Origin of the sequence: Aquipseudomonas alcaligenes NBRC 14159 (genome assembly GCF_000467105.1) — a bacterium.
Lineage (GTDB): Bacteria > Pseudomonadota > Gammaproteobacteria > Pseudomonadales > Pseudomonadaceae > Aquipseudomonas > Aquipseudomonas alcaligenes.
Genome location: NZ_BATI01000017.1, coordinates 137,403 through 159,413 on the forward strand (window position 1 = coordinate 137,403; position 22,011 = coordinate 159,413).

Here is a 22,011-nt window from a genome sequence, read left to right on the forward strand (position 1 = left end):
CCATGGCCAAGGCCAAGCGCATGTATGGCTGCACCGAGTGCGGCGCCACCTTCCCCAAGTGGGCCGGGCAGTGTGGTGAATGCGGGGCCTGGAACACCCTGACCGAGACCATGATCGAGAGCGGTGGCGCCGCTGCGCCGTCCGGGCGCGGCGGCTGGGCCGGGCAGCAGGCGCAGATCAAGACCCTGGCCGAGGTCAGCGTCGAGGAAGTGCCGCGCTTCTCCACCGTATCCGGCGAGCTGGACCGGGTGCTCGGTGGCGGCCTGGTGGATGGCTCGGTGGTGCTGATCGGCGGCGACCCTGGCATCGGCAAGTCGACCATCCTGCTGCAGACCCTGTGCAATATCGCCCAGAGGCTCCCCGCGCTGTACGTCACCGGTGAGGAATCGCAGCAGCAGGTGGCCATGCGTGCGCGGCGCTTGGAGTTGCCGCAGGACAAGCTCAAAGTGATGACCGAGACCTGCATCGAATCGATCATCGAGGTGGCGCGCCGCGAGCAGCCCAAGGTGATGGTGATCGACTCGATCCAGACCATCTTCACCGAGCAGCTGCAATCCGCCCCCGGCGGCGTGGCCCAGGTGCGCGAGAGCGCGGCGCTGCTGGTGCGCTTCGCCAAGCAGAGCGGCACGGCGATCTTCCTGGTCGGCCACGTGACCAAGGAAGGCGCCCTGGCCGGCCCGCGCGTGCTGGAGCATATGGTCGACACTGTGCTGTATTTCGAGGGCGAGTCCGATGGCCGCCTGCGCCTGCTGCGCGCGGTGAAGAACCGCTTCGGCGCGGTCAACGAGCTGGGCGTGTTCGGCATGACCGACAAGGGCCTCAAGGAAGTCACCAACCCCTCGGCGATCTTCCTCACCCGTGCCCAGGAGGCGGTGCCCGGCAGCGTGGTGATGGCCACCTGGGAAGGCACTCGGCCGATGCTGGTGGAAGTGCAGGCGCTGGTCGACACCAGCCATATGGCCAATCCCAAGCGGGTGACCCTCGGTCTGGACCAGAACCGCCTGGCCATGCTGCTGGCCGTGCTGCACCGCCATGGCGGCATCCCCACCTACGACCAGGACGTGTTCCTCAACGTGGTCGGCGGGGTGAAGGTGCTGGAGACCGCCTCCGACCTGGCGCTGATGGCGGCGGTGATTTCCAGCCTGCGCAACAAGCCGCTGCCGCATGACCTGCTGGTGTTCGGCGAGATCGGCCTGAGCGGCGAGATCCGCCCGGTGCCGAGTGGTCAGGAGCGCCTCAAGGAGGCGGCCAAGCATGGCTTCAAACGTGCCATCGTACCCAAGGGCAACGCGCCCAAGGAGTCGCCGAAGGGCCTGCAGGTGATTGCCGTGACACGCCTGGAGCAGGCCCTGGATGCGCTGTTCGAGTGAGCCCCTGCGGCGCTCTGCCGCTGGGCTGGGCATGCACGGCTTGTCGCAGATCAATCTTTTTGTAACCCGGCGGGAGGAGCATTGAGGCCAGTTCCTTAATGGAGATGACCTCATGTTCCTGTTCTTCGATTTCTTCGCCAGAACCCTCAACTACGAACCGGGTCGCCCGCGCGATCTCGCCGAGGAGCGCCGCGAGGCCAGCATGGGCATGCGGCGGGTACAGGCGCGCCAGCGTCAGGCCGAGAATGCGCGCAAGCGCTGAGTGACCAGGCGGGGGCGCAGCGCGCTCCCGCACCGAGAGAGGGCGCCGTAGGCGCCCTGCGCGATCAGTCGTCCTCTTCGCCGAGGGCGGCCAGTTCGCGTTCCAGCAGGCTTTCGTCGCCGAGGTTGAGTTCGACCAGGCGGCGCAGGTGGCTGATGGAGTCCAGGTCGATATGCCGGCAGACGAAGCCAAGCAGTTCGTTGCGCGTGCGGGTCAGCACCACTTCCATCTGCAGGCGGGTGCTGTCATCCAGGCTGATGGTGGCGGTGAAGGGCTGGTCGGGATCGCCGTTCCAGTCGCGCGGGCGCTTGACCAGCAGGCCTTTGAGCGACACATCGTGCAGCGCAACCGTCCAGCTTCGCTCGCCCTGGGCAAGCTCGGTGGCGGCGTCGAAGGCGATGCGCTGGAAGCGCCGACGCTCGGTGGTCGTATCACTCATGACGGGTTTCCTCTGCGGTTTTGTCCACTATAGCCAAGGTACGCCGCCGGCGCTGCCAGTAGATGGCTGAAGCGATCAGCGCCAGCAGGACCAGCGGCAAGGCGTACTTGAACGGACGCAGCGCCTGGCGCACGGCCTGTTCGCGTTGTTCCCAGGCCAGCTCGCGGGCGCGCGCGAAGTCCGGCTCCTGGCAGTCGAAGCCGAAGTTGCCGGCCCATTCCACGTAGGGGCCCTGTTTCACATAGCGCTGGTAATAGCGTCGGGCGCCGTCGAGGTCGCGGTAGTTGATCCAGCCACTGGCCCTGCACAGGACGGCGGCGAAGGCCTGGCTGCGCGGTGGCAGCAGGTCGGCGGCGCGGTTGGCCAGGTCGGCGGCGACCCAGCGATAGTGATAGCGGCGGTTTGGCTGGGCGGCGCTGGCATGCTGCAGCCGGGCTTCTTCGGCGGTGAGCAGGCCACCGGCCTGCACCGGTTTGTCGAACTCGCCGCCGTAGTTGCCACCGTTCCAGGCCTGGTCCGGGCCCAGCTCGTAGCCGAGCAGTTCCATGCCCTGGCTGCGCGCCAGGCGGGCCGCCTGGTAATAGCCCTCGGCACGGCCGATGGCGGTCCAGGCATCCTCGGCCTCTTCGCGGGCCGCGCCGTACTCGCGCGCCGCCTGTTGCAGCTCCGCGCTGACGAAGTAGGGCACGGCCTCGGCGTAGCGGCCTTCGCGCAGCAGGCGCCGGCCGAGCAGCTCGCGCAGGCGCGTGGCGGGCGGGCGCTCCCACAGGTACTGGGTCTCGCCGGGCTTGAGAGGTGGTGGGGCCGGGACCTCGGCATCCACGTAGCGTTTCAGCTCGTCCAGGCTCAGCACCCGCTCGGCGACTTCGGCGGCGTCCTGCCAGTAGATGTCGCCGCTGCGGTAGAGCTGGTCGAAGGCCTCCCGATAATCGCCGCGCTCCAGCGCGAGGATGGCCATCTCGCCTTCGATGCGGCAGCGCGGCTTGAGGGTCTCGTAGTCCCAGTTCTCGGTGCGGCGCATGCCCCAGTCTTCCTCGGCGGGGAACGCCTTGGCCGCCCTGGCGTAGGCACTGGTGGCGGCCGCCTGGTCGCCGGCCTGTAGGGCCAGCTTGGCGCGCAGCCACCAGGCCAGGCCGCTGTCGCCGGCGCGCTCAAGAAACGTGCGGGTACTGGCGTAGTCGCCGCGCTGGTAGCTCAGCGCAGCCAGGCGATCGGCGATCTCGGCTTGCACCGGCGCCTGGCGCAGCATGTCGAGCAGGCGCGGGCTTTCCTGGTCGTGAACGTCCAGGCGGCTGAACAGCTGGGCCACCAGCAGTTGCTGGACGGCCGGGCCCTCCAGCAAGGGGCGCAGCTGTTCGTCGTCCATGCGCGCCAGTGTCCAGGTCAGCTGGCGCAACGAGCTGTAGCCGGTGGGGGAGGCCTGGTTGGCCTGGCTGGCATAGAGCGTGATGGCACTGTTCCAGTCGCCCTCTTCGAGGGCCAGCCGTGCCTCTTCGCCGAGGCTGGCCACGCCCAGGTCCAGTGGATCGTCGAGGCCGGCGATGCTGAGTTCGCGGGCCTGCTGGAATGCAGCGCGCGCCTGCTGGCGCAGCTCGCGCTGGCGCTGCACGGCGGCATTGTCGCTGAGTGACTGCTCCGGCGCGCTGACCGCCAGCACGGCCAGGGCGCGCCCGAGTGAATAGGCGGCCCAGGTGCTGCGCCGCGCCCGCTCGGCGGCCGGCAGGGCCAGCACGCGGCGGAAATACTCGGCGGCGAGAGCCATGTCGGACTGGGCGAAGGCCACGGCGCCGGCGGTGTACAGGCGTAGCTCTGCCGGCAGGGCCGCGCCCTCTGCCTCGGCCTGGCGGGCATCGACGAGGCTGCGCAGCTGGCTGACCAGGGCATGTTCCTCGGCGCTCAGCTGTTCCTTTTCAACGCCGACGCGGGCATCCAGGTAGCGCTGGTTGTCTTCGTCCCAATAAGGCTCCAGGGTCGCCTTGCCGGCCTGGGCGAGGCCCGCGATGGGCTGACCGATGCGGGTGACCTCGAAACTGAAGTTGCCCTCCGGTAGTTCGCCGAGTGCGCCGGCGCGGTCGCTGAGCAGGCGGTAGGGGAATTCCGGGCCGCAGGCCTGGGCCGTAGCCAGCGGTAGCAGGCCGGCGATGGCCAGGGCCAGCAGGGTTCTAGAACTGCACATGCATGCCTCCTTGGTCGATCTGTGCACAGCGCGCCCAGCCCAGGGCGCGGCGTTCGCCGGCATCAAGCCGGCCTTCACTGCGGCGAATGAACAGCAGGCGATCGGCCTGGCGTTCGAGGCGATAGTCGCCGACGGCATCGGCCGCCTCGCAGGCTTGCGCCGGCAGCTCGATGCGCTGGGGCAGCGGGCTGGCCAGGGTGCCTTCATTGAACAGCTGCAACTGGCTGAAGCCATCGCGCTGCTGGCGCTGCAGGCCCAGCGCCGGTGTCAGCGCCTGGCCGCGGACTACCGCCAGCAGGGTGTTCATCGGCCAGGCGCGGCGGTCGCCAGCCAGGGGCAGGCGGAACCAGATGATGCCGGCAAGGTGTGCGGGCAGCGCGCCCTGCAGTTCTTCCAGCAGCGCGGCGACCTGCTGCGGCTCGGCGCGCAGTTCGCGGCGCGGGCCAGCCTGGCGCAAGGTCACTTCGCTCTCCACCTGGCCGCTGGCGGTGAGCGCCACGCCGTAGGCCGGCAGGGCCAGGTGGAAGGGTTTGCGGCTGAGCTCGCCATAGCGCTGCGCCCAGTCCAGCGCCTGCTCGGGATCGAACAGGCCCTGCTGTGGATCGCTCACCGCATGCACCTGCAACACCGAGCTGTCGACGCTGGCCAGCAGCTCATCCAGCGCCGGGCTGTCCAGCCAGGCGGGCAGGGCGGTGATGCTCAGGCGCAGCTCGGCTGGCAGTTGTCGGCGTACCTCGCGCAGCAGTTCGGCATAGGCCGGCAGGCGGGAGGTGGCGCAGTCGTGGTCGATTTCCAGGCCGCTCAGGCGCAGGCCGGCGGCTTGCCAGTCGCGCACCAGCGCCGTCAGCTGCTGGCCGATTTCGGCCGGGTCCAGCTGCGGCAACTGGCCATCCAGGCGTACCACGGCGATCAGCGGGCGAGCGTCGCGGCGCAGCAGTTCGGCATCGATCCGCGCGCGGCTCCAGCCGGCCTGTGGCTGGGCCTGCAGGGCCAGTACGCGCAGGGTGGAGAAGTCGGCGCGGCTCTGCGCCAGCGCCTCGGCGTGGGCCGGGCGCCACTGGCGCTGCCAGACGTACAGCTGCTGGTCCAGCGGCGCGGCCTCCTCGGCACAGCCGAGCAGGCTGGCCAGGAGCAGGGGAATCAGGGGGCGATAAGCACGTTGCACCATGCGGCGTAGCATCCTGGCGGTCGCCGAAAAGGTCGTCAGTGTAACCCCGGAAACGGCTCTGGACTGCGTACTAGACCAAGGTCGAATAATGCCGGGGCAATCCGTGGTCTAGGCTTGGGCGGCAGCTTATATGTCCATCGGTTAGGAGTAAGCATGAACAATAACAACAGTCCGCTGCGTCACCTGCCCTGGGCAGTGCTGGCAGTGGTGGGCGCCTGTGCCTTGGGTGTCGTGGCCCTGCGTCGCGGCGAAGCCATCAACGCGTTGTGGATAGTGGTGGCAGCCGTCGCCCTCTATCTGGTCGCCTACCGCTACTACAGCCTGTTCATCGCCACCAAGGTGATGCAGCTGGACCCCAATCGCGCCACCCCGGCGCTGCTCAACAACGACGGTCTGGACTATGTGCCGACCAACAAGCACATCCTCTTCGGTCACCACTTCGCCGCCATCGCCGGCGCCGGCCCGCTGGTCGGTCCGGTGCTCGCCGCGCAGATGGGTTACCTGCCCGGCACGCTCTGGCTGATCGCCGGCGTGGTACTGGCCGGCGCGGTGCAGGACTTCATGGTGCTGTTCATCTCCACCCGCCGCAATGGCCGCTCCCTCGGCGAGCTGGTGCGCGAGGAGATGGGCCAGGTGCCGGGCACCATCGCCCTGTTCGGTGCCTTCCTGATCATGATCATCATCCTCGCGGTGCTCTCGCTGATCGTGGTCAAGGCCCTGGCCGAGAGCCCCTGGGGCATGTTCACGGTGATGGCGACCATTCCCATCGCGGTGTTCATGGGCGTGTACATGCGCTACATCCGCCCCGGCCGCATCGGCGAGATCTCGGTGATCGGCGTGGTTCTGCTGCTGGCGTCGATCTGGCTGGGTGGCCAAGTAGCGGCCGATCCGGTGTGGGGACCGGCGTTCACCTTCACCGGCGTGCAGATCACCTGGATGCTGATCGGCTATGGATTCGTCGCCGCCGTGCTGCCGGTGTGGCTAATCCTCGCCCCGCGTGACTACCTGTCGACCTTCCTCAAGATCGGCACCATCGTCGGCCTGGCCATCGGCATCCTGATCACCATGCCGGAACTGAAGATGCCGGCGCTGACCCAGTTCACCGACGGCACCGGCCCGGTGTGGAAGGGCACCCTGTTCCCCTTCCTGTTCATCACCATCGCCTGTGGCGCCGTATCCGGCTTCCATGCGCTGATCAGCTCGGGTACCACGCCCAAGCTGCTGGCCAACGAGTCGCACGCGCGCTACATCGGCTACGGCGGCATGCTGATGGAGTCGTTCGTCGCCATCATGGCCATGGTCGCCGCCTCGGTGATCGAGCCGGGCGTGTACTTCGCCATGAACAGCCCGGCTGCAGTGGCCGGTGCCGACGTGCAGACCGTGGCCGCCACCGTCAGCAGCTGGGGCTTCCTGATCACCCCCGAGCAGCTGGAGGCAGTGGCCCGCGATATCGGCGAGCACAGCATCCTGGCTCGCGCCGGCGGTGCGCCGACCCTGGCCGTGGGCATCGCGCAGATCCTCCACCAGGTGCTGCCGGGCGAGAACACCATGGCGTTCTGGTACCACTTCGCCATCCTGTTCGAGGCGCTGTTTATCCTGACTGCGGTGGACGCCGGCACCCGTGCCGGACGTTTCATGCTGCAGGACCTGCTCGGCAACTTCGTCCCGGCCCTGAAGAAGACCGAGTCCTGGGGCGCCAACGTGATCGCCACCGCTGGCTGCGTGGCGCTGTGGGGCTGGCTGCTGTACCAGGGGGTGATCGATCCGCTGGGCGGCATCAACACCCTTTGGCCGCTGTTCGGCATCTCCAACCAGATGCTCGCCGGTATCGCCCTGATGCTCGGCAGCGTGGTACTGATCAAGATGAAGCGTCAGCGCTATGTCTGGGTGACGCTGCTGCCGGCCACCTGGCTGCTGATCTGCACCACCACCGCCGGCCTGATCAAGCTGCTCGACCCCAACCCGGCGGTCGGCTTCCTGGCCCTGGCCAAGAAGTACAGTGATGCCCAGGCCGCCGGGCAGATCCTCGCCCCGGCCAAGGACGCCACGCAGATGAGCCACGTGATCTTCAACGCGTACACCAACGCGACGCTGACCGTGCTGTTCCTCTGCGTGGTGCTCAGCGTGCTGTTCTACGCGCTCAAGGTCGGCCGCGCCGCCTGGGTCAAGCCGGAACGCAGCGACAAGGAAACCCCCTTCCAGCCGATCCCGGACGCCTGACATGTTCAACGACCTGAGTCGCATGGGTAAGTACCTCGGGCAGGCCGCCCGCATGCTGGTCGGCATGCCCGATTACGACACCTATGTGGAACACATGCAGAAGAAGCACCCGGACCAGCCGGTGATGAGCTACGAGGCGTTCTTCCGCGAGCGCCAGGAGGCTCGTTACGGGGGCGGTAAAGGGCGTCCCATTCGCTGCTGTTAAACCTATCCCGGTAAGCTACTGCGCTTATCGAAGTAGGTTGAGGTTACCCACGCGCCACGCTTTGTCGTGGCGCGTGTCATTCTGGAGAGAGCGATGCATCCCGAACCCATTCCCGTCACCGTGCTTACTGGCTTCCTCGGGGCCGGCAAGACCACCCTGCTGCGCCATATGCTGCAGGCCGAGCACGGCCTCAAGCTGGCGGTGATCGAGAACGAATTCAGCGAGACGCCGATCGACGGCCAGCTGCTCGGCGACAAGCCGGTCGAACTGCTGACCCTGGCCAACGGCTGCGTCTGCTGCTCGATCCATGTGGAGCTGGAGAAGGCGCTGTTCCTGCTGCTGGACAAGCTGGACGCCGGCGAGCTGGCCTTCGACCGTCTGGTGATCGAGTGCACCGGCCTGGCCGACCCGGCGCCGGTGGCGCAGACCTTCTTTGCCGACGAGGAGCTGGCGCAGCGCTATGTGCTCGACGGCATCGTCACCCTGGTCGACGCGGTGAACGCCGAGCGCCACCTGCAGGAGGCCATCGCCCAGGCCCAGGTCGGTTTCGCCGATCGCATCCTGCTGAGCAAGACCGACCTGGCCGAACCCGAGCAGGTCGAGGCGCTGCGCCAGCGCCTGGTGCGGATCAACCGCCGTGCGCCGCTGCGCGTGGTCGAGCATGGCCGTATCGACCTGGCCGAGTTGCTGGACATCCGCGGCTTCAACCTCAATGCCGATATCGCCCCGGCACCGCTGCTGCGCCCGCTGGCGCCGGTCGGCCAGTCGGCGGATCGCATCGGCACCCTGGTGCTGAGCAGCGACCAGCCGCTGGACATGGCGCGCCTGAGCGCCTTCATGGAAGACCTGCTGGAGCGCCACGGCAACGCGCTGCTGCGCTACAAGGGCGTACTCAATGTGGCCGGCGACGAGCGCCGCCTGGTGTTCCAGGGCGTGCTGCGTCTGTACGGCTTCGACTGGGACGAGCCCTGGGGTGAGGGCGAAGTGCGACAGAGCGTGCTGGTAATCATCGGCGACAACCTGCCGGAGGACGAGATTCGTGCCGGATTCGCTGCGCTTGCTCCCCTCTCCCTCCGGGAGAGGGGGCGGGGGTGAGGGGCTTCCAGGCGACTGCGAGTTGCCTATGACACCCTCACCCTACGCGGGCCGCCCCAGCCCTCTCCCGGAGGGAGAGGGAGAAAAACAAAAAAGCCCGGCAAGTGCCGGGCTTTTTCATGCAGTGCTGAGGCTTACTTGCCGTAGACCGGCAGCTTGGCGCAGATGGCCTTGACCTTCTCGCGCACGGCGTCGACCACGGACTCGTCGCCCATGTTCTGCAGGATGTCGCAGATCCAGCCAGCCAGCTCGCGGCACTCGGTTTCGCCGAAGCCACGGGTGGTGACAGCCGGGGTGCCGATGCGCAGACCGGAGGTGACGAACGGCGAACGCGGGTCGTTCGGCACGCTGTTCTTGTTCACGGTGATGTAGGCGCGACCCAGGGCGGCATCGGCATCCTTGCCGGTGATGTCCTGCTTGATCAGCGACAGCAGGAACAGGTGGTTCTGAGTGCCACCGGAAACCACGTCGAAACCGCGCTCGATGAACACCGCGGCCATGGCCTGGGCGTTCTTCACCACCTGCTGCTGGTAAGCCTTGAACTCAGGCTGCAGAGCTTCCTTGAAGCAGATGGCCTTGGCGGCGATCACGTGCTCCAGCGGGCCACCCTGGCCGCCCGGGAAGACGGCGGAGTTGAGCTTCTTCTCGATCTCCTCGTTGGCGCGGGCCAGGATCAGGCCGCCGCGCGGACCGCGCAGGGTCTTGTGGGTGGTGGTGGTGACCACGTCGGCGAACGGCACCGGGTTCGGGTACACGCCGGCGGCGACCAGACCGGCCACGTGGGCCATGTCGACGAACAGGTAGGCACCGACCTTGTCGGCGATGGCGCGGAAGCGCGGGAAGTCGAGGATCTGCGAGTAGGCACTGAAGCCGGCGATGATCATCTTCGGCTTGTGCTCGACGGCCAGGCGCTCGACTTCGTCGTAGTCGATCAGGCCGGCGTCGGTGATGCCGTACTGCACCGCGTTGTAGATCTTGCCGGAGAAGTTGACGGTGGCGCCGTGGGTCAGGTGGCCGCCGTGGGCCAGGCTCATGCCCAGTACGGTGTCGCCCGGCTTGACCAGCGCCTGGAACACGGCGGCGTTGGCCTGGGAACCGGCGTGCGGCTGGACGTTGGCGTAGTCGGCGCCGAACAGCTGCTTGGCGCGGTCGATGGCCAGCTGCTCGACGATGTCGACGTACTCGCAGCCACCGTAGTAACGCTTGCCCGGATAGCCTTCGGCGTACTTGTTGGTCAGCACGCTGCCCTGGGCTTCCATCACCGCCGGGCTGGTGTAGTTCTCGGAGGCGATCAGCTCGATGTGGTGCTCCTGGCGCTGAGCTTCCTGCTCCATGGCGGCAAAGAGTTCGGCGTCGTAGCGGGCAATGGTCAATTCACGGCTGAACATGGTGGTCACCTGATCTATCAGCGGGCGGTAGTAAGAGTCTGTCTAACGACACAGGACCGACGCGCGGCAGATCGTCAACAGGTTCTAAGGAAGGCGCGCATTCTAACCGATGTCCCGCGCCCTGGCACATGAAAGGCGGTCAAGTGCCGGACAAGCTGGCCTCAAGCGGCCCGGGTGTCCTGTCAGGTGAGCACGAACAGGCTGTTGCCGCCGAACTGGGTGGCGAACTGGCTGGCCGCCATCGGCTTGCCGAACAGGTAGCCCTGCACCTGGTCGCAGTCGTGCTCGCGCAGGAAGTCGAGCTGCGCCTGGGTCTCCACGCCCTCTGCGATCACCGCCAGGCTCAGGCTGTGGGCCATGGCGATGATGGCGCGGGCGATCTGCGCATCCTGCTCGCCGCCGGGCACGCCGTCGACGAAGCTGCGGTCGATCTTCAGCACGTCGATGGGGAACTGCTTGAGGTAGTTGAGCGAGGAATAGCCGGTGCCGAAGTCGTCTACCGCGATGCACAGGCCGAGCTTCTTCAGGCTATTGAGCATCTGCAGGGTCTCGCCGACATCGCGCATCAGGATCGATTCGGTCAGCTCCAGCTCCAGGCTGGCCGGCGGCACGCCGCTGTCGTTGAGGATGCGCGAGATGCGCATGCCCAGCTGGCCGTCACCGAACTGGCGGGCGGACAGGTTGACCGAGACCTTGGGCACGCGCACATCGGCCTCGTGCCAGGCCCTGAGCTGGCGGCAGGCCTCGGCGATCACCCAGTCGCCGACCTGGACGATCAGGCCCAGTTCCTCCAGTACCGGAATGAACTCGTTTGGTGCCACCAGGCCGCGGCGCGGATGCTTCCAGCGCAGCAGCGCCTCGGCGCCGGTCAGGCGCTTGCCGTCACCGCTGAACTGCGGCTGGTAATACAGCAGGAACTGGCCCTGCTCCAGGGCGTGGCGCAGGTCGCTTTCCAGCTCCAGGCGCTGCAGCGCGGTGGCGTTCATCTCCGCCTGGTAGAACTGGAAGTTGTTCTTGCCGCGCTCCTTGGCGTGGTACATGGCGGTGTCGGCGTTCTTCATCAGCTGGCTCAGCTCCTCGCCATCCTGCGGCGCCAGGGCGATGCCGATGGAGGCGGTGACGAAGAACTCGCGCCCCTGCAGGATGAACGGCTGCGCCAGGCTGGCGAGGATCTGCTCGGCCACGTGAATGGCGCGGTTGAGCGCGCCGGCGCGGGTGTTGCGCGCCTGCAGCAACAGGGTGAACTCGTCGCCGCCCATGCGCGCCACCGTGTCGTCCTCGCCGACGCAGGCGGCCAGACGTACGGCCACGTCCTTGAGCATGCGGTCGCCGGCGGCGTGGCCGAGGGAGTCGTTGATCGGCTTGAAACGGTCGAGGTCGAGGAACATCAGCACCACCCATTCCTCGTGCCGCTCGGCGTGCTGCAGGGCGGTGTGCAGGCGGTCCTGGAACAGCGTGCGGTTGGGCAGCAGGGTCAGGGCATCGTAGTAGGCCAGGCGGTGGATGCGCTGTTCGCTGGCCTTGCGCTCGCTGATGTCATTGAAGAAGCACACGTAGCTGGCCAGGTCGCCGTCGTCGTCGTGCACCGCGGTGATGCCGACCCAGGCCGGGAACTGCTCGCCGTCGCGGCGCTTGAGCCACAGCTCGCCCTCCCAACTGCCCTGCTGGTTGAGCTGGTTGAGGATGTAGCTGAGCTGGGCGGCCTGCTGGCGGTCGGCGGTGAGCATGCCGGGCAGCTGGTCCAGCACTTCTTTGCCGGCATAACCGGTGATGCTGGAAGGTTTCGTTGATGCGCACGATATAGCCGGCCGGGTCGGTGACCAGGATCGCCGCCGTGGAGTGCTCGAACACCGTGGCGGCCATGCGCAGGTCGCGCTCGGCGCGGCGCTGCTGGGTGATGTCGCGGCCAATGCCGAGCACGCCCTCGAAATGTCCCTGCTCGTCCCACATCAGGGTCAGGCGCATTTCTACGGTGATCTTGCGGCCGTCGGCACGCAGGCAGTCGAAGACGAAGGTGCGGCTGGTCAGTGCGTCCTGCAGCAGCGACAGTTTCTCGACCTGGTTGCGTGCGTCGCGGACCCGCTCGATCAGCTGAAGCAGGCTGGCCAGCTGGCGCGGATTGGTCACGGTGCCGAGCAGGCCGTGCTCCAGCAGCCAGTCCGGGCTATAGCCGAAGAAGGCCGTGACCGAGGGGCTGACATAGTTCAGCTGCAGGTCGCTGTTGCTGGAGAGGATGACGTCGCTGATGCTCTCGGCCAGCAGGCGATAGCGCCGCTCGCTGTCGCGCAGGCTGGCCTGGGCGGCGATCTCGCCGGTGATGTCCTTGGCCACGCCGATCAGGCGGCTGACCCGGCCATGACGGTCGCGGCTCAGGGCGTGCTCGCGGATGTCGAACCAGTGCCAGCTGCCATTGCGATGGCGCCAGCGCAGCTGGCAATGCAGCAGCTGGCCGTCGCCCACCACCTTCTGCAGGTTGCGCACGCGTTGGTACAGCTCGACGTCGTCGGGGTGGAGGATCTTCTCCCACAGGCGCTCGCCGAATTGGCGCAGCTCGTCCTTGCTGTAGCCGAGGTCGGGGCCCAGGCGGTTGTTGCTGAACATCACCCGCATGCTGCTCATGTCGTGCACGTACAGGGTATCCGGCACCGAGCGCAGCACGTCGGACCAGAAGCGCTCGCGCTCGACCAGCGATAGCTCGACGCGTTTGCGGCTGGTGATGTCGTGCACGCTGAGGGTCACCGCGCGCAGTTCCTCGGCGCGGCGCGGCAGCTGCAGGGTCAGCCAGAGGTAACGCTCGTGGCCCTGCGGCGTCTTCATGCGGCTCTCGACCATCATGTCGCGCTCGCCATCGAGCAGGGCAGTGATCAGGGTCAGGCGGGCGCCGCCGGAGCGCAGCGGCGAGCCGCCGATCAGGTGTTGCCAGACCTCCTGCGGGGTGTCCAGGCCGAGCAGCTGCAGGGCGACCCGGTTGACTTCGCTGACGCGAATCTGCCGCAGCAGTTCGGCATGTCGGCTGCTGTCCTGCGCCAGCCAGGGGCCCAGTTGCGAGCTGTGGCGCAGGCCGCGGGCATCCAGATACTGGCGCAGTTCGAACAGGTCGAGCACGCAGAGCGCCACGCCGCTGCCTTCGAAGATGTCCTGGTAGCGCCGGCGGGTGTCCTGCAGCACGCGCAGGTTCTGGCGGTGTTCGGTGACGTCGCGCAGTACCCAGGCTCGGCTCGGCTCGTCGCTGTCGGTATAGAGGGCATGACAGGCGGTGTCGAACAGCCTTGGCCGGCCGTCCTGCAGCAGCTCGATCGGCTCATTCTGTTCGTGCAGGCTGTTGTCCAGCCAGGGGCGCAGTGCGGGCAACAGCTCCAGCACATGCATCTGGCTGGCGCCGGCCAGGTCGAGGCCGAACATGCGCTCGGCGCGCGGGTTGAGGTAGCTGATGCGGCCGTCCGGCTGGGTCACCAGCACGCACTCGTCGATCGCGCCGAGGGCGCCGAGGGCGTCCTCCATCGCCTGCCGCGACAGTGCGTGGTAGGCACGCAGGCTGCGCTGTTCGCGCAGCAGGCCGAACAGGGCGAGCAGGGCCAGGGCCGCGCAGAGAATGAACAGCAACAGCTTGCCGGCCTGCAGCGGCAGCATCTCGCTGCGCAGGCGCGCGGCGTCGAACAGGGCCTGGATCTGCCAGTCGCTGTAGTTCAGCGGCAGCGTAGCAATGCTCTGCAGCTGGCTGGCCTGGCCTGCCGGCGTCGCCGCCAGTGGCGGGCGCAGCATGGTGTGGCCGCCGCTGTCCTGCAGCAGCCAGGGCAGGTTGGAGCCCTGCTGGGGCAGCCAGTTGTTCAGCGCCGCGGGACGCAGGCGCACCAGCCAACGGCCACGCGTCTGCGGATGTTCGATAAGCAGCAGGATCAGCCCGCCATCGACGCTTACATAGCTGAAGTGGAAGCTTTCACCGGCCGGCAGCTGCCTGGCCTGGGGGGCGCCCGGAGCGGTGTCGAGCAGTTGGCGGCCCTGTGCGTCATACCAGGCCAGGCTGTGCAGGGCCGGATAGATGCCGTGCAGGCGGCGCGACAGGTCGGGCAGCTGTGCCTCGGTCGGCGGCGATTCGGCGTGGGTGGCGAGAAAGGCGCGCCCGGCCTCGGCCTTGAGGCGCAGCACCAGGCTCAGGTAGTTGGCCAGCTGGCTGGCGTGCTCCTGGCTGCGCATGCGCTGCGCATCCTCCAGCTGGCGCGTCTCCTGATGCAGCTGCCACAGCAGCAAGCCGAGCATCAGCGCCACCAGCAGTGCCAGTGCGCCCTTCAGCGAGCCGCGCGCGGGGCGGGCCAACGGGTCGCGGGCGGAGCTGGAGGCGGGAGGTCGGGAGAGTGCCAAGCGGATATACCCTGCTGATAAGGCTGCCGAGACAGGATGGCAATGAGCGGGCTGCAAAGCCGACTAGAATGCCCGGAAATGCGGCCAAGTGCAATTACTGCTCATCGCCTGGTTTGCCCCTGGCCCACCATTCCGGTAGCTTTGCCGCACGCGCGCGGGCGCAAGGGCTATCATGCCCATTCGACCGGCGATCCACCCTGTCGTGCGCCGCCTCTCTGCAAATCTACATCTCCAAGCGGAACCAAGGTCATTTCATGGCTCAATACGTCTATACCATGCATCGGCTCAGCAAGGTCGTGCCGCCGAAGCGGGAAATCCTCAAGAACATCTCCCTGTCGTTCTTCCCGGGCGCCAAGATCGGCGTGCTCGGCCTCAACGGCGCCGGTAAGTCGACCCTGCTGCGCATCATGGCCGGCGTCGACACCGAGTTCGACGGCGAAGCCCGCCCGATGCCGGGCATCAATGTCGGCTACCTGCCGCAGGAGCCGCAGCTCGACCCGAGCAAGACCGTGCGCGAAGTAGTGGAAGAGGCCGTCAGCCAGATCAAGGATGCCCAGGCGCGCCTGGACCAGGTCTACGCCGCCTATGCCGAGCCGGATGCCGACTTCGATGCCCTGGCCGCCGAGCAGGCCAAGCTGGAGGCCATCCTGCAGGCCTCTGACGGCCATAACCTGGAGCGCCAGCTGGAAGTCGCCGCCGACGCCCTGCGTCTGCCGCCGTGGGACGCCAAGGTCGAGCACCTGTCCGGTGGCGAAAAGCGCCGCGTGGCACTGTGCCGCCTGCTGCTGTCGGCCCCCGACATGCTGCTGCTGGACGAACCGACCAACCACCTGGACGCCGACTCGGTGGCCTGGCTGGAGCGTTTCCTCCACGACTTCCCCGGCACCGTGGTGGCCATCACCCACGACCGCTACTTCCTCGACAACGTCGCCGGCTGGATTCTCGAACTCGACCGCGGCGCCGGCATTCCCTACGAGGGCAACTACTCCGGCTGGCTGGAAGCCAAGTCCGAGCGCCTGGCGCAGGAATCCAAGCAGCAGTCGGCCCACGAGAAGGCCATGAAGGAAGAGCTGGAGTGGGTGCGCAAGGGCGCCAAGGCCCGCCAGGCCAAGTCCAAGGCCCGCCTGCAGCGCTTCGAGGAGATGCAGTCGCAGGAATTCCAGAAGCGCGCCGAGACCAACGAGATCTACATCCCGGCCGGTCCGCGCCTGGGCGACAAGGTCATCGAGTTCAAGAGCGTCACCAAGGGCTATGGCGATCGCGTGCTGATCGACAACCTGTCCTTCAGCATGCCCAAGGGCGCCATCGTCGGCGTGATCGGCGGCAACGGCGCCGGTAAGTCGACCCTGTTCCGCATGATCATGGGCAAGGAGACTCCGGACTCCGGCAGCATCGAGATCGGCGATACCGTGCAACTGGCCTGCGTGGACCAGAGCCGCGACGACCTGGACGGCAGCAAGACCGTGTGGGAAGCGGTGTCCGACGGCCTCGACATGATCAAGACCGGCAACTACGAGGTGCCGTCGCGCGGCTACGTTGGTCGCTTCAACTTCAAGGGCGGCGACCAGCAGAAGTTCGTCAAGGACCTCTCTGGTGGTGAGCGTGGCCGTCTGCACCTGGCCCTGACCCTGAAGCAGGGCGCCAACGTGCTGCTGCTCGACGAACCGTCCAACGATCTCGACGTGGAAACCCTGCGCTCCCTCGAAGAGGCGATGCTGGACTTCCCCGGTGCCGCCATCGTGATCTCCCACGATCGCTGGTTCCTCGACCGCGTGGCCACCCACATCCTCTCCTACGAGGACGACGGCAGCGTGGTGTTCTTCGAGGGCAACTACACCGAGTACGAAGCCGACCGCAAGAAGCGCCTCGGCGATGCGGCCAGCCAGCCGCACCGCGTGCGCTACAAGAAGCTGGCGCAGTAAGCGCGGGTGGAAACACGGAACGGGGCCTGCGGGCCCCGTTTTGTTTTGTGCATGTTCGATTACGGAGCCTGGTGTGCGCCATCGCGGGGCGCCCATGCGGTGATCGGTGTGGCTCTGTGGCAGGGATTGCCGCCGAATCAGGCCGCCATTTACAATTTATGCACCAAAAAAATACATAAAAGCGTCATTTTGACCTATCTCGGTGCAATCTGCCTTGGTAGAGTCTCGGCCCCGAAACCTTCATAAAAAGCAGTTCTGGTGAGCCCCATGACGCCATCCGTCGACGTTTTCCTGCAGCGCCTCAAGCAGCGCGACCCCGATCAGCCCGAGTTCCACCAGGCCGTGGAAGAGGTGCTGCGCAGCCTGTGGCCCTTCCTTGAAGCCAATCCGCGCTATCTGGAAGCCGGCATCATCGAGCGCATCGTCGAGCCGGAGCGCGCCATCCTGTTCCGCGTGCCTTGGGTCGACGATGCCGGCCGGGTGCAGGTCAACCGGGGCTTCCGTGTGCAGATGAGCAGCGCCATCGGCCCCTACAAGGGCGGCCTGCGTTTCCATCCCTCGGTGAACCTGGGGGTGCTCAAGTTCCTCGCCTTCGAGCAGGTGTTCAAGAACTCGCTGACCTCGCTGCCCATGGGCGGCGGCAAGGGTGGTTCCGACTTCGACCCGAAGGGCAAGAGCGATGCCGAGGTGATGCGCTTCTGCCAGTCCTTCATGGCCGAACTGTACCGCCACATCGGTGCCGACCTCGACGTACCGGCCGGTGACATCGGTGTCGGCGCCCGTGAGATCGGCTTCCTGTTCGGCCAGTACAAGCGGCTGTCCAACGAGTTCACCTCGGTGTTCACCGGCAAGGGGCTAGCCTATGGCGGCAGCCTGATCCGCCCCGAGGCCACCGGCTACGGCTGCGTTTACTTCGCCCAGGAAATGCTCAAGGGCATCGGGCGCGATTTTGATGGTCAGCGGGTGGCCATCTCCGGCTCCGGCAACGTCGCCCAGTACGCCGCACAGAAGGTGATGGAGCTGGGTGGCAAAGTGATTTCCCTGTCCGACTCCAGCGGCACGCTGTTCGCCGAGGCCGGCCTGAGCCAGGAGCAGTGGCAGGCGATGATGGAGCTGAAGAACGTCCGCCGCGGACGTCTCGACGAGCTGAGCGGTCCCGGCCTGCGCTTCCTGCCGGGCCAGCGTCCCTGGTCGCTGGCCTGCGATATCGCCTTGCCCTGCGCCACCCAGAACGAGCTGGATGCGGTGGATGCGCGGGCCCTGCTCGGCAACGGCTGCATCTGCGTGGCCGAGGGAGCCAACATGCCCTCGACCCTGGAGGCCGTGGACCTGTTCCTCGAAGCCGGCATCCTCTTCGCGCCGGGCAAGGCGGCCAACGCCGGTGGTGTGGCCACCAGCGGCCTGGAGATGAGCCAGAACGCCATGCGCCTGCACTGGAGCGCGGGCGAGGTGGACCAGCGCCTGCACGGCATCATGCAGAACATCCACCACGCCTGCGTCAGCTATGGTGAGGAGAACGGCCGGGTGAACTACGTCAAGGGCGCCAACATCGCCGGCTTCGTCAAGGTCGCCGACGCCATGCTGGCCCAGGGCGTGGTCTGACCCCTGGCGGTCTGTCGGGGCGCAACGCCCCGAGAGTCTCTGCGCGGCGAGCGGCCGTGGGTGTTGATGCGGGTCAGTGCAGGGCGCCTGGAAAGGTCCACACTGAAACCATCAGACCCAAGGAGCTCTTGCCATGACTTCACGCGATCCGCGCGCCGCCCTGGATGCGCTGTACGACGAATACAGCCGGCGTGCCACTGCCATCCGCCGCGACCTCGGTCTGCAGCGCAATGCCGACTTCGCCGATCAGGCCGTCGAGCGGCAGAACGATGAGGTGCTGGAAGCTCTGCTGGCCGAGGCGGAAGCGGGCATGCGACAGGTCGGCATGGCGCGCCTGCGCCTGGCCGATGGCTGCTATGGCGTGTGCCAGCGCTGCGGCGAGGTGATCGAGCCGGCGCGCTTGCAGGCTCTGCCAGCGGCCGAGTTCTGCCTGAGCTGTGCCGACCGCGCGGGCGTCTGATTGGCGCCTTGCCAGCGGCGGCGGGGCGGCGCCATTATGGTCCCATCTTGCGGCTTGCCCGCTCTGACAAGGACTTCCGATGCCCGAATCCTTCGCTGCCAGCCTGCGCCTGGCGCCCGATGCCCTGACCCGTCCCTGCGCTCCCGACCAGTTCAACTTTGCCACCACTGACGACCTCGAGCCGTTTCGCGGCGTGCTCGGCCAGGAGCGCGCGGTGGAGGCGCTGCAATTCGGCGTGGCGATGCCGCGCCCCGGCTACAACGTATATGTGATGGGCGAGCCGGGTACCGGCCGCTTCTCCTTCGTGCAGCGCTACCTCAAGGCCGAGGCCAAGCGCCAGGCCACCCCGGTGGACCGGGTCTACGTCAATCATTTCGATGAGCCGCGCGAGCCGCGTGCGCTGGAGCTGCCGCCTGGTACGGCGGCCGCCTTCATCGCCGATATCGGCCACCTGATCGACAACCTGCTGGCGACCTTCCCGGCGGTGTTCGAGACGCCGACCTACCAGCAGAAGAAGGGCGCCATCGACCGCGTGTTCAACCAGCGTTACGACAAGGCCCTGGACCTGATCGAGAAGCTGGCGCTGGAGAAGGACGTGGCCCTGTACCGCGACAGCGCCAACATCGCCTTCACCCCGATGAAGGACGGCAAGGCGCTGGATGAAGCCGACTTCGCCCAGCTGCCGGAGGCCGAGCGCGAGCGTTTCCATGACGACATCGCGGCGCTGGAGGAGCGCCTCAACGAGGAGCTGGCCAGCCTGCCGCAGTGGAAGCGCGAGAGCAGCAACCAGCTGCGCCAGCTCAACGAGGAGACCATCAGCCTGGCGCTGCAGCCGCTGCTGTCGCCGCTGTCGGAAAAATACGCGGAGAACGCCGGCGTGTGCGCCTACCTGCAGGCGGTGCAGGTCAACCTGCTGCGCACCGTGGTCGACCAGCTGCTCGACGACAAGCCGGACCTGCAGCGCCGCGAGATGCTCGAGGAGCAGTACAGCCCCAGTCTGGTGGTCGGCCACCACGGCGATGGCGGTGCGCCGGTGGTGTTCGAACCGCACCCGACCTACGACAACCTGTTCGGCCGCATCGAGTACAGCACCGATCAGGGCGCGCTCTACACCAGTTATCGCCAGCTGCGCCCCGGCGCCCTGCACCGGGCCAACGGCGGCTACCTGATCGTCGAGGCGGAGAAGCTGCTCAGCGAGCCTTTCGTCTGGGATGCGCTCAAGCGCGCCCTGCATTCGCGCCAGTTGAAGATGGAATCGCCGCTCGGCGATCTCGGCCGCATCGCCACCGTGACCCTCAACCCGCAGGTCATCCCGCTGCAGCTCAAGGTCATCATCATCGGCTCGCGCCAGCTGTACTACACGCTGCAGGACCTGGATTCCGACTTCCAGGAGATGTTCCGCGTGCTGGTGGACTTCGACGAGGAGATTGCCGTCGGCGACGACAGCCTCGAACAGTTCGCTCAACTGCTCAAGACACGTACCTCGGAGGAGGGCATGGCGCCGCTCACGGCGGCCGCCGTGGCACGCCTGGCCACCTACAGCGCGCGCCTGGCCGAGCACCAGGGGCGCCTGTCGGCGCGCATCGGCGATCTGTTCCAGCTGGTCAGCGAGGCCGACTTCGTGCGCCAGCTGGCCGGTGATGCGATCACCGACGTCGGCCATATCGAGCGGGCGCTCAAGGCCAAGGCCGACCGCACCGGGCGGGTCTCGGCGCGGATCATCGACGACATGCTGGCCGGCATCATCCTCATCGACACGGCTGGCGAGGCCATCGGCAAGTGCAACGGCCTGACCGTGCTGGAAGTCGGCGACTCGGCCTTTGGCGTGCCGGCGCGCATCTCCGCCACCGTCTATCCGGGCGGCAGCGGCATCGTCGACATCGAGCGCGAGGTCAGCCTGGGCCAGCCGATCCACTCCAAGGGGGTGATGATCCTCACCGGCTTCCTCGGCAGCCGCTACGCCCAGGAGTTCCCCCTGGAAATCTCCGCCAGCATCGCCCTGGAGCAGTCCTACGGCTATGTGGATGGCGACAGCGCCTCGCTCGGCGAGGTTTGCACGCTGATTTCCGCGCTATCGCGCACGCCGCTCAAGCAGTGCTTCGCCATCACCGGCTCGATCAACCAGTTCGGCGAGGTGCAGGCGGTGGGGGGCGTCAACGAGAAGATCGAGGGCTTCTTCCGCCTGTGCCAGGCGCGCGGCCTGACCGGCGAGCAGGGCGTGATCATTCCGCACTCCAACGTCAGCAACCTGATGCTCGATGAGCGGGTACTGCAGGCGGTGCGTGCCGGGCAGTTCCACGTGTACGCCGTGCGCCATGTCGACGAGGCCCTCGGCCTGCTGCTCGGCGAGCCGGCCGGCGCGCCGGATGCCAAGGGCCAGTTCCCCAAGGGCAGCGTCAACGCGCGGGTGGTCGAGCGCCTGCGCAGCATCGCCGAGCTGGGCATGGAGGAAGAGGAGAAGGACAAGGAGGCCGCCAAGGACAAGCCCAAGGAGAGCAAGCCGCGCGCCAAGCCGGCACCGAAAGCCGCCAAGGAGTGACGGCGGCAACTGGTCAGTCACTGCGCATTCCGGTGGCGCCCGCGGCGGGCGTCGCCGCAGGGTGGTTTCCCCCGTTCCTTCCACAGAGTTATCCACAGTTGGCGGGGATAACTTTTACCTTCCGCCGTGCGGTGCCCGGGTGTAGGCTGAAAGCCAGACCTTGCGAGGACCGCCGTCATGCCGCGCAGCCTCTGTCTTACCCGTCAGTGCCTGGGCCTGACTACCCGCATCGAGTGCGAGATCCGTCCGCTGGCCGGTCAGCAAGGCTTGTGGACGCTGCTCTGCGCCGCCGGCATGTCCGCCGCCCAGCCCTCGGCGATCAAAGCGCAAGGCCCATTCCACGGGCCTTTGGTGGCCGAGGAGATTCTCGACTCGATCGCCCGCTGCCTGGCCGACCAGGGCTACGCGCCCTGTGCGGAGCCGCCAATCTGGCGCCTGCACCTGCAGGCCGAACTGCGCCGCCTCAACGGTGTGCGCTGCCGTCCGCGTGGCGATTGCCAGTCCCGGCCGGAGAGCTGAACGCTTTTTGCCCAACCTGTGGGGCCTTCCCGCCGCCAGGGGCGTACAGCCATCCTTCCCGGGCCTGCCCACAAGGTTATCCACAGTAAGCGGGGATAAAAATCCACCGGCGCTTGTCGCCTTGCCCGCCGGGCGCGGCTGGGTATACTCGCGACCAGTTTTCTATCCACTCGGCGAGATCACATGGAACGCTTTATCGAAAATGCTATGTACGCCTCGCGCTGGTTGCTGGCGCCCATCTACTTCGGTCTGTCCCTGGCGCTGCTGGCGCTGGCGCTGAAGTGCGG

Annotated in this window: 14 protein-coding genes and 2 pseudogenes; 11 read left to right on the forward strand and 5 right to left on the reverse strand. The window is 67.1% G+C overall.

What is annotated here, in order from left to right; genetic code table 11:
- Positions 1 to 2: 2 nt before the first annotated feature.
- Positions 3 to 1,370: a DNA repair protein RadA gene (gene radA / locus PA6_RS11520; RefSeq protein ID WP_021701095.1), complete on the forward strand. Its 1,368-nt coding sequence runs from the start codon at positions 3 to 5 to the stop codon at positions 1,368 to 1,370.
- Positions 1,371 to 1,482: 112 nt separating this feature from the next.
- A complete protein-coding gene (locus tag PA6_RS23400; RefSeq protein ID WP_155948009.1) occupies positions 1,483 to 1,632 on the forward strand; it encodes a hypothetical protein in 150 nt (49 codons plus the stop codon).
- 64 nt (positions 1,633 to 1,696) lie between these two features.
- Here the strand turns inward: PA6_RS23400 and PA6_RS11525 are convergent, their stop codons facing one another.
- Genes PA6_RS11525 through PA6_RS11535 form a run of 3 tightly spaced genes read right to left on the reverse strand, consistent with a single transcriptional unit; the run spans position 1,697 to position 5,415 of the window.
- Positions 1,697 to 2,071, reverse strand: a complete 375-nt coding sequence (locus PA6_RS11525) for a PilZ domain-containing protein (protein ID WP_021701096.1) — start codon at positions 2,069 to 2,071, stop codon at positions 1,697 to 1,699.
- Positions 2,064 to 4,247, reverse strand: coding sequence for a hypothetical protein (locus tag PA6_RS11530; protein WP_021701097.1), 2,184 nt, complete (start codon positions 4,245 to 4,247; stop codon positions 2,064 to 2,066). Before PA6_RS11530 ends, PA6_RS11525 begins: the two co-directional genes overlap by 8 nt.
- Complete coding sequence (locus PA6_RS11535; RefSeq protein WP_021701098.1) at positions 4,234 to 5,415, reverse strand: DUF3142 domain-containing protein; 1,182 nt, start codon at positions 5,413 to 5,415, stop codon at positions 4,234 to 4,236. The genes PA6_RS11530 and PA6_RS11535 overlap by 14 nt, the downstream gene beginning before the upstream one ends.
- Positions 5,416 to 5,568: 153 nt before the next feature.
- Here PA6_RS11535 and PA6_RS11540 point away from each other — a divergent pair, with 153 nt between their 5' ends.
- The 3 genes from PA6_RS11540 (at position 5,569) to yjiA (ending at position 8,935) form a co-directional block, all read left to right on the forward strand.
- Positions 5,569 to 7,635 carry a carbon starvation CstA family protein gene (locus PA6_RS11540; protein ID WP_021701099.1) on the forward strand — a complete coding sequence of 689 codons (2,067 nt, stop codon included), beginning with the start codon at positions 5,569 to 5,571 and terminating at the stop codon, positions 7,633 to 7,635.
- 1 nt (position 7,636) lies between these two features.
- Positions 7,637 to 7,840, forward strand: coding sequence for a YbdD/YjiX family protein (locus PA6_RS11545; protein ID WP_021701100.1), 204 nt, complete (start codon positions 7,637 to 7,639; stop codon positions 7,838 to 7,840).
- A 93-nt stretch (positions 7,841 to 7,933) separates the two neighbouring features.
- Positions 7,934 to 8,935, forward strand: coding sequence for a GTPase (yjiA, locus tag PA6_RS11550; protein WP_021701101.1), 1,002 nt, complete (start codon positions 7,934 to 7,936; stop codon positions 8,933 to 8,935).
- 134 nt (positions 8,936 to 9,069) lie between these two features.
- Here the strand turns inward: yjiA and glyA are convergent, their stop codons facing one another.
- Together glyA and PA6_RS11560 are read right to left on the reverse strand one after the other, a co-directional pair.
- Positions 9,070 to 10,323 carry a serine hydroxymethyltransferase gene (glyA, locus tag PA6_RS11555; protein ID WP_021701102.1) on the reverse strand — a complete coding sequence of 418 codons (1,254 nt, stop codon included), beginning with the start codon at positions 10,321 to 10,323 and terminating at the stop codon, positions 9,070 to 9,072.
- A gap of 182 nt (positions 10,324 to 10,505) precedes the next feature.
- Positions 10,506 to 14,517, reverse strand: a pseudogene (locus PA6_RS11560) (sensor domain-containing protein).
- 419 nt (positions 14,518 to 14,936) lie between these two features.
- Here PA6_RS11560 and ettA point away from each other — a divergent pair.
- The 6 genes and pseudogenes from ettA to PA6_RS23405 form a co-directional block, all read left to right on the forward strand.
- Complete coding sequence (gene ettA / locus PA6_RS11565) at positions 14,937 to 16,604, forward strand: energy-dependent translational throttle protein EttA (protein WP_043216584.1); 1,668 nt, start codon at positions 14,937 to 14,939, stop codon at positions 16,602 to 16,604.
- Positions 16,605 to 16,871: 267 nt separating this feature from the next.
- Entirely contained in the window at positions 16,872 to 18,206 is a 1,335-nt protein-coding gene (gene gdhA / locus PA6_RS11570) for an NADP-specific glutamate dehydrogenase (RefSeq protein ID WP_021701106.1), read from the forward strand.
- A gap of 133 nt (positions 18,207 to 18,339) precedes the next feature.
- A complete protein-coding gene (locus PA6_RS11575; RefSeq protein WP_021701107.1) occupies positions 18,340 to 18,666 on the forward strand; it encodes a TraR/DksA family transcriptional regulator in 327 nt (108 codons plus the stop codon).
- Between the two features lie 79 nt (positions 18,667 to 18,745).
- The gene (locus PA6_RS11580; protein WP_021701108.1) at positions 18,746 to 21,205 is read left to right on the forward strand and encodes a Lon protease family protein; all 2,460 of its coding nucleotides are present in this window, start codon (positions 18,746 to 18,748) and stop codon (positions 21,203 to 21,205) included.
- Positions 21,206 to 21,382: 177 nt separating this feature from the next.
- A complete protein-coding gene (locus tag PA6_RS11585) occupies positions 21,383 to 21,724 on the forward strand; it encodes a PA4575 family protein (protein ID WP_021701109.1) in 342 nt (113 codons plus the stop codon).
- Between the two features lie 183 nt (positions 21,725 to 21,907).
- Positions 21,908 to 22,011: pseudogene (locus tag PA6_RS23405) on the forward strand (TIGR00645 family protein); the annotation flags it as partial.